The sequence below is a fragment of the Kocuria sp. genome (assembly GCF_030538595.1).
GTDB lineage: Bacteria > Actinomycetota > Actinomycetes > Actinomycetales > Micrococcaceae > Kocuria.
Genome location: NZ_JAUNTS010000009.1, coordinates 62731 through 76398, shown reverse-complemented (window position 1 = coordinate 76398; position 13668 = coordinate 62731). Strand labels below are relative to the sequence as shown.

The following is a 13668-nucleotide window of genomic DNA, read 5'->3' as shown; positions in this document are numbered from 1 at the left end:
CAGTCTGTTTACCGGGCGCCAGCTTCCGAAAATCTCCAAGTTTGGCTCCGAAAATCTCCAAGTTTGGCTCCGAAAATCTCCAAGTTGCGGCATGATGGGCTCATGGATGAGATTCCCGACTCCTACCCGCGACATGCACTGTCGCTGGTTCAGGAAGCACTCGCAGACACTCCCGTCGTGGTTCTGCAAGGTGCCCGCCAAGTTGGCAAGAGCACGCTCGCGCAGATGGCATCACAAACCATGGAAACCACAGTCGTGTCCATGGATGACGCCTACAACCGATCACTGGCCACGGAGGATCCGCAGTTCTTCGTAGAGCAAGCAGGCCAGGGCATGTTGGTGGTTGATGAAGCTCAACGCGCCCCAGAACTCATCCTTCCCATCAAGGCCTCCGTGGATCGGGTGCGCCGTCCGGGGCGGTTTTTACTCACAGGCTCCGCGGACTTGCTGCATGTGAAGGGTGTTGGAGATTCCCTGGCTGGGCGGGCTGAGACCGTTGAACTCATGACCTTGAGCCAGGGTGAAATCGCCCGCCGCAACTCCCCTGAAGATTTCGTCTCCTGGTTGCTGAGCGGGGCGCAGTCACCTGGTGCTGTCCTCCCCCTCGCCCCTGACACAGTGGTCACCGGTGGCTACCCGGAGATTCTCTCCCGTTCTGGACGCCGGAGGGACCGCTGGTTTGCCTCCTACACGGACCGATTGGCGGACCATGACGCACGTGATCTGCAATCAGGCGGTTTCGCCGACCACATGGCTGCGTTACTCCGTCTCCTTGCTTCCCAGGGTCAATCGGAACTGGTCAAAGCAAAGGAAGCCAGGACCCTGGGGATATCAGAAAGCACGCTCGACTCATACCTTCGCTTGGCTCACGTCATGCGCTTGGTGACCACCACTCAGCCGTGGCGCCGCACCCCCAGGAGCCGCCTGTCCAAACGACCGAAAATCTCACTCACGGACACAGGCCTTGCAGCCCATTTGGCAGGTTTCACCGCCGCCATGGCCACAACTGTGGGTGGACGGGAGTTCTACGGAACGCTGGTGGAGCAGTTTGTTGCTCTTGAGCTCAAACGACAACGCACGTGGTCGCAACAATCATTCGATCTTTATCATTACCGCGACCACGATGGCCCCGAGGTGGATTTGCTCCTGGAGCTCTCAGACGGACGCTTGATAGCCATTGAGGTCAAGAGTGCGAGCACCGTGAATGACCGATCATGGACTGGGCTCAAACAATTCCGTGATCATGTTCCAGACCGTGAAGTGGTGGGTGTTGTGCTGCACACTGGCACTGACGCGGCTCACCTCAATGATTGGCTTCACGTGTTACCCATCAGCTCGCTGTGGAGTCATCCCGAGCTCTAAGGGCTCACCCACCTCACACCGCCAGCGCCTCCCGGGCGGCATCCACGGCGGCCTCATCTGCACGCCCGGCCCGCACCACCCGACCGGTGGCCAGGACCGCGTATTCGTCTGCGGCGTCCAGGGCAAAGCCCACCTTCTGTTCGGCCAGCAACACCTGGGTTCCCGAACGGGAGGCCAGGCCCACGATCTTCTCTTCGATCTCCTGGACCACGGAGGGCTGGATACCTTCCGACGGCTCGTCCAGCACCAGCAAACGGGGTCCGGTCAACAACGCCCGGGCAATGGAGAGCTGCTGCCGTTGGCCACCGGAAAGCAGTCCTGCCCTACGGTCCATCAGCGGGTCCAGGGCGGGGAAGAGTGCCAGCACCTCATCCATCCGACCCCGCCCACCGGGGTGGGCTTCTGCCACCACCAGCAGGTTTTCGCGTGTGGTCAGGTTGCCAAAGGACTGCTGCCCCTGGGGAACCCACGCCAATCCCGCACGTACCCGCTGATGGGCAGACATCCGCGTGATGTCCTCCCCGTCCCAGGTGATTCGCCCGGAACGCACCGGCAGCAAGCCCATCACGGTCTTCAACAGGGTGGTTTTACCGGCACCGTTGTGCCCCAGGACGGTGGTGACGCCGTCGTCGGGAATGCTGAGGTCAATGCCGTGCAGAACTTCCGTGCGCCCGTACCCGGAGCGCACATCCTCCAGTATGAACATCAGTTCTCCTTGCTCTGTGTGCTGCCGGGAACAGTCACGGTCTCCGGGTCCAGTCCCACAAGCGCAGCTTCCACCCGCGCTTCTTTCAGGTTTTTGGTCCCGGCGGTGCCCAGGTAGATCTCCTGCACGGTGGGATCGGCCTGGACCTGCGCCACCGTGCCCTCGGCAATGACCTTCCCCGCTGCCATCACGGTCACGGACTGGGCGTATTTGCGCAGGAACTCCATGTCGTGCTCAACCACGATCACCACATGCCGTGCAGCCAGTTTTGCCAGCAGCTCCCCCGTGGCATCCCGTTCGTCCTGACTCATACCCGCCACGGGCTCATCCAGCAGCAGCACCGTGGCATCCTGGACCATGAGCATGCCGATTTCCAGCCACTGCTTCTGCCCGTGGGACAGCACCCCGGCTTTGGTTTCCTGATGTTGGGTGAGGCCAATGGTCTCCAGAACCTCCACAATCCGCGGGGAGACACCGTGACGAGCTCGCAGCATTTCCCGGGGGCGTCGTCGCAGACCGGCAGCAATGTCCAGATTCTGCAGCACGCTCAGGTCCTCAAAAACACTGGCGGTCTGGAACGTTCGCCCCACGCCGTAGCGCACAATCTTGTGAGTTTTGCGCCCCACCAGCTCATGCCCGTTGTGGTTGATGGAGCCCTGAGCCGGCGCCAACGCCGTGACAGCATCAATGGTGGTGGTCTTCCCCGCACCGTTGGGCCCGATCAGGAAGCGCAAATCCCCCTGCTCCACCCTGAGATTCACGCCGTCAACGGCCACAAACTTGTCAAACACCACGCGTAGATCGCGGATTTCCAGATAACTGGGGCGGTGGTCGCGGGTCATCGGGCAGCCTCCGGTTGGTGGGTTTCAGATTGACGACGACGCCGCAGCACTCCCGCCACGGAAGCCAACCCACCGGGCAGAAAACCAATGACCAGGATGAACAGCAGACCTTGGAAGTAGACCCAGAAGGACGGGAACGCGGAAGCAAGCTGAGTCCCGGCAAAGGACACCGCAATGGAGCCGAGCACAGGTCCAAGCCATGTGGCCCGGCCACCGATGGCCACGCCAATCAAGAACGCGATGGACGGGATCACGCCAATGTCCGCCGGGGAAATGATGCCCACCACCGGCACGAACAACGCTCCACCGATGGCTGCGAACAGTGCAGCAATCATGTAGGCCACGGTCTTGATCAGGGCCGGGTCATAGCCCAGGAATCGCACGCGCTCCTCCTGATCACGCACGGCCACCAGAAGCTCACCAAAGCGGGACCGGTAGAGCTGCCATGTCACAGCCAACATGGCCAGCAAGACCAGCGCCACCACCAGGAACAGAACGGTGCGGTTGGTGGAATCGGAGAGATCCCAGCCAAACAGGGAATGAAAGTTGGACAAGCCGTTGGACCCGTTGGTCAGCACCGGCTGGCCGATGATCAGAACAGCAAAGGCGGCGGCCAATGCCTGGGACAGGATGGCAAAGTAGGCCCCCTTGACCCGGCGGGAGAAGATGGCCCAGCCCAAAAGTCCCGCGACTGCGGTGGGCACCAGGATGATGGCCACCACCGCAACCACCGGGTGCTGCACGATTCCCCACAGCTCAGGAAGCTGCTCCACACCGTTCTGACGCATGAACGTGGGGATGGATTCACCCTCCAACGTGGTGTCCGCCAAGGTCATGTGCATGGCCATGATGTAGGCGCCCAGCCCGAAGTACACGCCCTGCCCCATGGTGAGCATCCCACCGCGGCCCCAGGCCAGCCCGATCCCAACGGCCACCATGGCCACGCACAGATACCGGCCCAGCAGGTCCAGTCCAAAGCCGCCCAGAGTCAGCGGCGCAATCACCAGCAGCAGCACCGCCCCGATGCCCAGACCCAGCAGGGCACCACGTGGCCCGGTGGTCCACACACCAGCTCCCTCCTTCACCGCCGGAAGGGTTCGGGTTCCAGTTGAGGTGGGCGGCGTCGTCGTTGTGTCTTGTGGTGAAACTGTGGTGGTCATGCCAACCCCCTGGTGCGTGTGGCCACAATGCCCTGTGGGCGAATCTGAAGGAAAGCCACCACAATCACCAGGACAATCACCTTGGCAATGGAGGCAGTGGTGCCGAATTCAAAGAAAACCTGCAGCAGGCCCAACCCTGCGGCGGCTATGACTGCTCCGCGAATCTGACCGATTCCCCCAGCCACCACCACCAGGAAGGCATCAACAATGTAAGTGGTTCCCAAAGTGGGGCTGGTGGAGCCGATCAAGGTAATGGCCACACCGGCCACACCCGCCAAACCCGAGCCGATGAAAAAGGTCAGCGCATCCGTGCGTCGTGAAGAAATCCCGGACGCCTCGGCAAGATCGCGGGACTGGACCACCGCGCGAATCCGGCGCCCCAGGGAGGTCTTGGTCATCAACAGAGAGAGCCCCGCAACCACCACAACGGTGAGCACCAGGATGAAGACCCGCGACGCCGGAACCGGAGTTCCCAAAATCATCACGGGGCCGGACAGCAGCTCAGGCAATTTCACGTCCACGGAAGGAGCGCCAAAAATATCCCGAGCCAACTGCTGCAAGATCAAACTGACGCCAAAAGTCACCAGTAGGGTGTCCAGCGGCCTGTGATACATCCGCCGCAACAACGTGGCCTCAAGAATCAGACCCAGCGTGCCGCCGATCAGGAAAGCCAACGGAAGGCTGACCAGCAAAGAAACACCCGCGCTGCCCAAGATCTGCTGAACCGTGAAAGCTGTATAAGCCCCGGCCATGATGAACTCGCCATGGGCCATGTTGATCACGCCCATTTGGCCGAAGGTCAAAGACAGGCCCACCGCGGCCAGCAATAAGACCGAGCCCAGGCTCAAGCCCGCAAAAAGTTGACTGATCAGGATTTCCACGTGCGCCCCCTTTCATAAGTGGTGATGGTGTGGTGCTCAGGGAAAAACAGAAGTGCGGTCATTCCGGACCCCTCATGCACCGGTGATGGACTCCGCCCAGGGGTAGGTCCCCAAGAAGGGGTCTGGTGTGACGGGTTCAGGGGCCTCCCAGACGGTGTCGATCAAGCCGTCTTCACGGATCTGACCAATCCGAGGGGTCTTGGAGATGTGCTGGTTTTCGCCATCCACCGTCACCTCCCCCTCCGGTGCGTCAAAGGTGATCTCGCCGGTCTCAGCAGCCTCCTGGACTGCTGCCACGTCAAAGGAACCGGCCTTTTCAACCATGGCCTTCCACAGGTAAACCGAGGTGTAGGCAGCCTCCATGGGATCCGAGGTCACCTGGTTCTGGCCGTAGCGCTCCTTGAAGTTGGCCACGAACTCATCATTGGTGGGGGTGTCAATGGTCTGGAAGTAATCCCAGGCCACGTACTGACCCTCAATGTTGTCCACCCCAATGCCCGGAACTTCTTCCTCCGCAATGGACACGGACATCACGGGCATGGTCTCCGGGTCCAGGCCCACTGCGTTGTACTGGCGGAAGAACGCCACGTTGGAGTCCCCGTTCAAGGTGTTGAACACGGCATCCGCATCAGAAGCCAGCGCCTTGTTCACAATCGTGGAGAACTCCGTGGAGCCCATGGGCACGTATTCCTCGCCCACGATCTCCATGCCATGCGCTTGCGCGTAGGCATGGATGATCCGGTTGGCGGTCCGCGGGAAAACATAGTCGGAGCCCACCAAAAAGATCTTGGTGTGGCCCTGTTCCCGCAACCAGTCCAAAGCCGGGATGATCTGCTGGTTGGTGGTGGCCCCCGTGTAGAAAATGTTGGGGGAAGCCTCCAGACCCTCGTACTGCACCGGGTAGAACAGCAGGGAGTTCTGGGCTTCAAAGACCGGGAGCATCGCCTTGCGCGACGCTGAGGTCCAGCCGCCAAAGGTGGCTGCAACGCAGTCCTGACGGATCAACTTGCCGGCTCGCTCGGCAAAAATGGTGGGCTCGCTGGCCCCATCTTCCGTGACGGGTTCGATCTGTTTGCCGAGCACACCGCCGTCGTCGTTGATTTCCTCGATGGCCATGTTCAGCGAGCGATTCACGGTGGTCTCACTGACCGCCATGGTGCCGGACAGGGAATTGAGGAGGCCCACTTTGATGGTGTCGCCGTCGGTGTTCACGCAAGACTCCCGCGGGACCTGCTCTGCGGCGGCCTCGGCCTGCGGGTCATAGCGCTGGCCACATCCAGTCAAGACCAGTGCTGCAATCAGCGGTAGAACTGCGCTCAGGGTGGTACGTGGGGACACGGCGGCTCCTCAAGAACTGGCGGGGAGGGCCCGCTGCGGTCAAGGCGCCTATGACGTTAAAGAAGCCGTGTTTCCGTGTGTGTGCCCGTATGTTTCCGCTCCACGCATGACGTGTTGCAGCTCTGTGTCGCGCGTTAACTCCACGTTTCGCGTCCCGGTGTTCTCCGTAGCGCGCGAGTGCGCCGTCGTCGTGCCCACACCCTCCACCCTCCCGCCCCATCCCGCCTAACCCCTCCTGACCCCGTGAGATCACCGCTTTGTGTTGAGATCACCGGCTACAGGCGGTGCTCTCAACAACAACCGGTGATCTCACGGGAAGGGTGGAGCGGGCCCGGGTAGCTGCAAGTGGTCCTTTAGTTGCCTTCACTCCGGCCGTTCGGACGAGGCGCACGTGCGTGGGTGCCTCCTACGGTTGGACAAAGGCCAGGATCAACAGCACCGCAACACCTCCGCCGTCCGGTCTGGCGCACCACCATCTGTCAGGAGATCCCCGTGACTCGCACCACCTTGGAGCCACCCACCATGAATCACGCTGCCCCTCACCCCCGGCCAGAGGTCAACAGCCCGGGCAAGTTGCCCCCGCTACCCACGCCCACGGGCGCAGACATGTTCTGGGGTGCAACTTCCCTGGTAACGGGGCTGATCGGTGCAGTGGCAGGAGCAATCCTTGCCGACCGGGTCATGGGCCTTGCGGGTGCGGATGTGCTTGCCGTACTGCTGATCGGAGGCGGTCTGGGCATGTGGTTGCCCCTCATCTGGGGCGTGATTCGGCGCCGGGGCTGGAGCCTGCAGGAGATTGGATTTCGCCGCGGTCGCCACAGCTTGCTCCACCTGATCTACCAGATCCCGGTGGCCATCCTGGGCTCCGGATTCCTGGCTCTGCTGGTTGGACCCGCCCTTCAGCTCACACCAGCAGGTGGATCACACACCGGACAGTCATTGGAGGCCTCTCCCCTGCTGGCTCTGGGAGCTGCGGCCATGATCGTGCTGGTTATCCCGCTGGCCGAGGAGTTGTTGTTCCGCCGCATTCTTCTGGACTGGTTGATCTCCAAGATGCCGGTGGTTGCAGCGGGGGCGATCGTCGTCGTGGTGTTTGCGGCAGCCCATCTGTCACCGCCGGTGATGCTCTACATCTTGTTCCTGGGTACGGCCCTGACGTGCATGCGCCTCTGGTACGGCAACCTGTGGGCACCGTTGATCCTGCACATGTGCAACAACGGGCTGATCACCGCCATCACGCTGCTGGTGATTTTCCTCCGGTAACCCAGCCCCCTCCGTGAGGTCACCGGTTGTTGTTGAGATCACCGGCAACAGGCGGTGATCTCAACAACAAGCGGTGATCTCACGGGCATTAGACGGTCGGAGTCTCCACCGCCTTGGAGATTGGCAAGTGAATCAGCGTGGGGCCGTCAGCTTGCAGGGCTTCCAACACAAGGTCGGCCACGTCGTCGCTAGTGGCCGAAACTCCCCGCGCTCCAAAGGCCTGGGCCAGCGCAACCCAATCCGGCTGACGCAAATCAACGGCCAACGGATCAATGGAACGGTCCTCCATGTTGGCCCGAATTTCCCCGTAGCCACCGTTGTCCACACACACGATGGGCAGGGTGATCCCCAACTCCACGGCGGTCATGAGCTCCTGGATGGAGAACATCAGGGCGCCATCACCCACCAGGCACACCACCGGGCGCTCGGGTGCAGCCAGCTTGGCCCCGATGGAGGCCGGCAGCCCGTACCCCAACGTGGCGTATGTCCCCATGTAAAGCAGGGAATTGGGCAGCTGCGCCCGGAAGAACGTGGTGGAACCCATGTAGGTGACCTGGGAGGAATCCCCACCAATGATGGTGTCCGCAGGCACCGCGTTCATGATTGCCTCGTTGAGCTCGGCCAGCTCGGGAGCCCACTTCCGGCCCTCTTCATCCAATCGCGCGAACACCTCAGACAGATCCCGCGCCTCCCGGGGCTCCACATCCCCCAGGGCTTCAATGAGCTGAGGCACCACGGCGGCCGAGTGGCCCGGTAGCTCAATGTCCGGGTCCAGGTTGCACAACATCTGATCGCGCATGATGTCCACGCGGATGATGGGACCATCCGGGGTGATGTCCCCGCCCCACAGCTCGGCTGCCCCCACCTTGGAACCGATCACCAGAAGCGCATCCGCTGAGCGCAGGAACTCATGTGCCGTCTGTAACCGCAGGTCAGCCCCCAGAGACAGCCGATGCCGCTCCGGGATGGCGCCCTTGCCGTTGGTGGTGGTGATGACCGGCGCTTCCAGCTTTTCCGCCAATTCCAGCAGCGACTCACCCGCTGCCAGCGATCCCCCGCCAGCCAGAATCACGGGGCTCTTGGCTTGTTTCAGCGCCACAGCCGCCCGTTCGACGTCGTCAATCGGCGCCGGCTGCGGGGTACCCAGTGGCCGCGGGGCCACCTGATGGTCCGTGTAGTCGAGTTCCGCTTCCAAAATGTCCAGCGGGATTTCAATGTGGACAGGCCGCGGGCGAGAGTGGGTGAAATCGCGCATGGCGTCGTGAATCATGGTGATCGCCTCTGAACCATGCGTCACCCGGCGGCTCTTACCCACAATTGAATTGACTGCACCTGATGGATCCTTGGTTTCATGCAAGTCTCCGATGTCGCGGAAGTCTTGGCCCAGCGGGCGGCCCGGGGAGAGCAGGATCATGGGGCGTGACTCCGCATAAGCAGTGGCTGCCCCGGAGAGAGAATTGAGCAACCCGGGGCCCGACGTCGTGATAACCACCCCCGGCAACCCCGACACCAAGGACCATCCGTCCGCGCCGTAAGCAGCACCCTGTTCATGGCGCGGGGTGACAGCGCGAATCCCCAATTCGCGCATTGGCCGGTAGAACTCCAGCGAGTGGGTCCCTGGGATGCCAAAAATGGTGTCGATCCCGTAGCCCTTGAGGGTTTCCAGAACGGCGCGGCCGGTGGTGCGGTGAGGATTCACGTGTGTTCCTTAATGGTGGGTCAGAGTCCGTGAGATCACCGGTTGTTGTTGAGATCACCGTCTACAGCAGGTGATCTCAACAACAACCGGTGATCTCACGGAAGGGTGCATCAGGCTTCTTGGTCAGCTATGAAGTACAGCCGCTTGTTGACAAACTCGTTCATGCCCAGCGGCCCCAGCTCGCGGCCGTAGCCCGAGCGCTTGACGCCACCAAATGGCATGTCGGCGGTTTCGGCGGACGGTGCGTTGACCGCGCTCATGCCCACATCCAGCAGCTGCGCAATGGCTTCAGCGCGCTTGGTGTCCGTGCTGTGCACTGATCCGCCCAAGCCAAAGGGGGTGTCGTTGGCCAAGGACAACGCCTCCTCGTCCGATTCCACCTTGTAAACCACAATCACGGGGCCGAACAGTTCCTCCGTGTACGCCGCCATGCCGGGCTTGATGTCAGTGAGCACAGCGGGGCTGAAGAAAGCCTCCGGACCTTCGGACAGCTCGCCACCCACATGCAGGGTTGCCCCTTCTTCAACGGCCTGGCGCACCTGGGCGTCAAGGGTCTCCGCGGCGGACCGCGATGACATGGGGCCGTAGGTCTTGGGCTTTTCCGACGCCGGATCGGCCGGCTCCAGTTTGCTGGTCAGGCGGACGAGTTCGGCCACAAAGTCATCGTAAATATCCGCGGAGACAATGATCCGCTTGTTGGAATTACAAGCCTGGCCGGTGTTTTCAATCCGGGTGTCAAAAGCCAACTTGGCCGTGGTGGCAAGGTCTTTGGCATCCAGGACAATGAACGGGTCCGAGCCACCCAGCTCCAGAACTACTTTCTTCAAGTGGCTCCCGGCAATGGCTGCCACCTTGGCACCGGCCCGCTCAGAACCCGTGAGGGACACTCCCTGGATACGCGAGTCACCAATGATCTGTTCAATCTGATCATGCGTGGCAAAAATGTTCTGGTACACGCCCTCCGGGAATCCAGCGTCCCGCATCAGGTCTTGAATGGCCAACGCGGCCTGCGGGCAGGATTCGGCGTGCTTGAGCAACAGGACGTTACCCAGCATCAGATTGGGGGCTGCAAAGCGGGCCACCTGATAGAAGGGGTAGTTCCACGGCATGATGCCCAGCAAAACCCCAATCGGCAGGGACTGGATCACGGCCGTGCCGTCTGCGCTGGAGTTGATGGGCTGCTCAGCCGCCAGCGCCGGCCCCTGCTTGGCGTAGTAGTCAAAAATTTCCGCACAGAACTCTGCCTCACCGCGGGATTCGCCCAGCGGTTTGCCCATTTCCTGGGTGGCAATTGCGGCCAGTTCATCCGCGCGATTCTTGAACAACTCGGCCAGATTGGTCACCAGCCGTGCCCGTTCTTCAATGGGCGTTGCCCGCCACGCCGCGTATCCGGACTCAGCGCGGGCCAGAACGTCCTCGATCTGGTCATCAGCCAAGCCTTCGTATTCGGCCACGGTCTGCCCGGTGGCCGGGTTCACCGTCTTGTACTGGAGTGCGTTACTCATCTGATTCTCCTCAGTGCTTTGCATCACGTACTTCTGGCCATGCTTCTACAGGCTTCCCGGACTCGCCAGGGGCGTTCGCTGCCAGATGGAGCTTCCCGTGGCATACATCGGGGGCGCTCCGGGCGCCTGTGGCCCACGCCCACAGCAGATACCCCGCAGCGGCCACCAGGAAGGTGGGAACACTCGCACCCACGGGGCTCGGCACCCAATAGGTCAGCACCAGTGAGGTGCCAGCCGCCACCACCCACACAACGACGGCGCCCGCGTTGACCCCGTTCCCGTACCAATAGGCACCGCCCTGACCACGCAGAATGTCAGCCGTGTAGCTACGGCGCTTCACCACGTAGTAGTCGATCAGCATGATGGCGAACACTGGGATGAACAGGGAACCGATCAGGGAGAGAAAACTGGTGAATTGGTCCAACAGGGCCAGCCACGTGGAGCCAAGAATGGAAATACCACCCAGAACAAGGGCCGTGGGCAGGAACCGGATCCGATGGGAGGGGGCTGCATTCACCACGGAGGAAACCATCCCGTACACCACCATGGTGTTGGTGGCCATCACGGACAGGAACACCACCAGCGCAACGGGAGCGCCAAAGGCATCCACCAGGACGGTGGGATCAAAACCCACCGCCTCACCGCCGTCCAGCACCACGTATGTGATTGCGGTTGCCCCCAACGTCATGGCGGAGACCGTGGACAGCAGATAGCCCGCGCCGGAGCCAGCCACTCCTGCACGTTGCGACCGGGCCAAGCGGTTGAACTCAGCCGAGAGCACCGTCCAGGAGATGGCTGTGGCAATCACTATGTCCAGTACGCCCACCTGGTCCAGTCCAAGGGAGGGATCGGCTGGCACCGCCAAGAAGTCCCCCAGGGGAAACGCAGTGAGGGCTGTGACAAAAATCCACCCCATGACACCCCGGATCACCAACGCGAACCAAGGTTCCACTCGCGCGATTCCAACATGTCCAAAGATCGCCAGCACCACCACCAGGCTCTGACACAGGACGGAGAACAACACCGGGTTGGAGAATCCGGTGGCTTGGAAGACCAGGTGGTTGACGGTGACCCCAGCCAACATGGCCTGAACCCAACTCCATCCCATGAGGATCACCACATTGGACACCATGGGCAGAATCGAACCCCTCAGACCAAAGGCCCCTTTGGTCAAGGCCATGGTGGGCAACCCTGTGCGGGTCCCCATGTTTCCCACCAGAACCAGTACCACCGCACCCACGGCGGTACCCACCACGATCAGCCCCACAGCGGTGGGCCACGCAACGGCGGGCACGAACAGGGTTCCGGTGAGCAAAGTGGTGACCACCAGGTTGGCGGCCAGCCAGATCATGAAGATGCGCGGCCCGGCCAAGGTTCCCTTGATCGGCCCAAATCCCTCCGAGTTGGCGTCCAGGTGATCGGACAGCCGGGACCAGGCACTCACGTGTGCTCCCCGGGAGTTGGTGCCTGGTTGATTTCGCCCGCCAGTCGCCGGTCCCATGCGGTGAGCACCTGGGCCTCCGTGGGGCGGGTGACCAGAGAAACCACCACGTACACCACCGCGGAGACTCCCAAGCCAATGTAGATGGGGGCGTTGGCCGTGACCCCAAAGACCAGCATGCCGATCACAACGCCAACGGAGCCAGCCACCATGGACCAGGCAGCCCCCAGCGAGTTTCCGCGCCGCCAGATCAACCCGCCCAGAATGGAGACCAACAGCCCACCCACCAGAATGCCGTACGCAATGGTGAGTGCCGTGACCACACTGGTGACCAGCACGGAAGCCACCGTGACCACCACCCCCAGGGTCAGCAGGTAGATCCGGTCTCCCAGCAGGGAAGGCTGGTCATTATTTCTGCCAGTCAGCAGGCTGCGGAGCAGGGGAACGACGTCGACCCTGGCCACCGTTGCGGAGGCGATCAAGGCACCCGAAGCGGTGGACATCATGGCGGCCACACCTGCGGCCAGCACCACACCACCCAAACCTGCGGGGACATGCAGTTGCGCCATCTGAGCAAAAGCGTCCTCGGCATTGTCCAAGGTGGGCAGAACTGCTGCCGCTGCGGTACCGATCAGGGCACCAGCCACACCGTAGAGACCCACGTACACCGCCGCGGCGGTGCCACCCCAGCGCGCCACCTCCGGCGAGCGGGCGGTGAAGACTCGCTGCCAGATGTCCTGCCCGATCAGCATGCCGAACCCGTAGACCACGAACATGGTCATGATCGACTCGAATCCCATGGCTCCCGGGGCAAAAAACGTGGCATCCAACCGTTCAGAGAGACCGGAGAAGCCACCCGCTGCGGCCAGGGAGAACGGGAGCAGGATCAGGAAGATGCCCACGGTCATGAAGATGAACTGCATCATGTCCGTCAGGGTGATGGACCACATGCCACCCAGCACGGAGTAGGCCACCACAACCAGTCCACCCAGCAGGATGGCTCCGGTCCGGTCCACGGGGAACAGCACGGAGAAGATGGAGGCGTAGGCAGAGGTGGAAGTCACCGCCAGCATGAGGGTGTACGCCAGCATGACCACGGAGGAAACTCGGGAGGCAATGCCGGCCCCGTAACGCAATCCCAACATCTGGGAGACGGTGTAAATCTTCAACCGGGTGAGCCGTCCGGCAAACACCAGGCTCAGAATCAACAGTCCAATGGCAATGGCCATGACCAGCCACATACCGGAGATTCCCCAGGTGTAGCCCAGTCCGATTCCACCCACCGTGGAAGCCCCACCGAGCACCACGGCAGACATGGTTCCGGTGTAGAAGAACGGTCCCAGGCGCCTACCGGCCACCCGGTAGTCCTCGGTGCTGAAGGCCCGGCGGGCGGCCCACAGTCCGATGGCCACCATGGCCACCAGTACCCCACGATGATGGCGACGTTCACGGTTACCACTCCTCAGACATT

Annotated in this window: 10 protein-coding genes and 1 pseudogene; 2 read left to right on the top strand and 9 right to left on the bottom strand. The window is 61.9% G+C overall.

Features of this window, described 5'->3' with window-relative positions; genetic code table 11:
* The first annotated feature begins 102 nt into the window (after positions 1-102).
* Positions 103-1362: an ATP-binding protein gene (locus Q4G32_RS09060; RefSeq protein WP_303350824.1), complete on the top strand. Its 1260-nt coding sequence runs from the start codon at positions 103-105 to the stop codon at positions 1360-1362.
* A gap of 13 nt (positions 1363-1375) precedes the next feature.
* On the opposite strand, the gene urtE is transcribed toward Q4G32_RS09060, so the two are convergent.
* The 5 genes from urtE to urtA form a co-directional block, all read right to left on the bottom strand.
* Positions 1376-2068: an urea ABC transporter ATP-binding subunit UrtE gene (urtE, locus tag Q4G32_RS09055; RefSeq protein WP_303350822.1), complete on the bottom strand. Its 693-nt coding sequence runs from the start codon at positions 2066-2068 to the stop codon at positions 1376-1378.
* The gene (gene urtD / locus Q4G32_RS09050) at positions 2068-2910 is read right to left on the bottom strand and encodes an urea ABC transporter ATP-binding protein UrtD (protein WP_303350820.1); all 843 of its coding nucleotides are present in this window, start codon (positions 2908-2910) and stop codon (positions 2068-2070) included. The genes urtE and urtD overlap by 1 nt, the downstream gene beginning before the upstream one ends.
* Complete coding sequence (gene urtC / locus Q4G32_RS09045; protein ID WP_303350817.1) at positions 2907-4070, bottom strand: urea ABC transporter permease subunit UrtC; 1164 nt, start codon at positions 4068-4070, stop codon at positions 2907-2909. Before urtC ends, urtD begins: the two co-directional genes overlap by 4 nt.
* A complete protein-coding gene (urtB, locus tag Q4G32_RS09040) occupies positions 4067-4951 on the bottom strand; it encodes an urea ABC transporter permease subunit UrtB (RefSeq protein ID WP_303350815.1) in 885 nt (294 codons plus the stop codon). Before urtB ends, urtC begins: the two co-directional genes overlap by 4 nt.
* 72 nt (positions 4952-5023) lie before the next feature.
* Positions 5024-6289, bottom strand: a complete 1266-nt coding sequence (gene urtA / locus Q4G32_RS09035; RefSeq protein WP_303350814.1) for an urea ABC transporter substrate-binding protein — start codon at positions 6287-6289, stop codon at positions 5024-5026.
* Positions 6290-6781: 492 nt separating this feature from the next.
* Between urtA and Q4G32_RS09030 the strand changes: the two genes are divergently transcribed.
* The gene (locus Q4G32_RS09030; RefSeq protein ID WP_303350812.1) at positions 6782-7552 is read left to right on the top strand and encodes a CPBP family intramembrane glutamic endopeptidase; all 771 of its coding nucleotides are present in this window, start codon (positions 6782-6784) and stop codon (positions 7550-7552) included.
* Between the two features lie 88 nt (positions 7553-7640).
* Here the strand turns inward: Q4G32_RS09030 and Q4G32_RS09025 are convergent, their stop codons facing one another.
* The 4 genes and pseudogenes from Q4G32_RS09025 to Q4G32_RS09010 form a co-directional block, all read right to left on the bottom strand.
* Entirely contained in the window at positions 7641-9251 is a 1611-nt protein-coding gene (locus Q4G32_RS09025; RefSeq protein WP_303350810.1) for a thiamine pyrophosphate-binding protein, read from the bottom strand.
* Between the two features lie 110 nt (positions 9252-9361).
* Positions 9362-10756: an NAD-dependent succinate-semialdehyde dehydrogenase gene (locus Q4G32_RS09020; RefSeq protein ID WP_303350809.1), complete on the bottom strand. Its 1395-nt coding sequence runs from the start codon at positions 10754-10756 to the stop codon at positions 9362-9364.
* A gap of 10 nt (positions 10757-10766) precedes the next feature.
* Positions 10767-12200 (bottom strand): purine-cytosine permease family protein, encoded by a 1434-nt coding sequence (locus Q4G32_RS09015; protein WP_303350808.1) that lies wholly within the window; start codon positions 12198-12200, stop codon positions 10767-10769.
* Positions 12197-13647: pseudogene (locus Q4G32_RS09010) on the bottom strand (sodium:solute symporter). Before Q4G32_RS09010 ends, Q4G32_RS09015 begins: the two are co-directional and overlap by 4 nt.
* Positions 13648-13668 lie beyond the last annotated feature (21 nt).

What these genes read in the sequence shown, in the direction of transcription:
- Q4G32_RS09060 (WP_303350824.1), top strand. Translation starts at nt 103, where the DNA reads ATGGATGAGATTCCCGACTCCTACCCGCGACATGCACTGTCGCTGGTT.
- urtE (WP_303350822.1), bottom strand. Translation starts at nt 2,068, where the DNA reads ATGTTCATACTGGAGGATGTGCGCTCCGGGTACGGGCGCACGGAAGTT.
- urtD (WP_303350820.1), bottom strand. Translation starts at nt 2,910, where the DNA reads ATGACCCGCGACCACCGCCCCAGTTATCTGGAAATCCGCGATCTACGC.
- urtC (WP_303350817.1), bottom strand. Translation starts at nt 4,070, where the DNA reads ATGACCACCACAGTTTCACCACAAGACACAACGACGACGCCGCCCACC.
- Q4G32_RS09020 (WP_303350809.1), bottom strand. Translation starts at nt 10,756, where the DNA reads ATGAGTAACGCACTCCAGTACAAGACGGTGAACCCGGCCACCGGGCAG.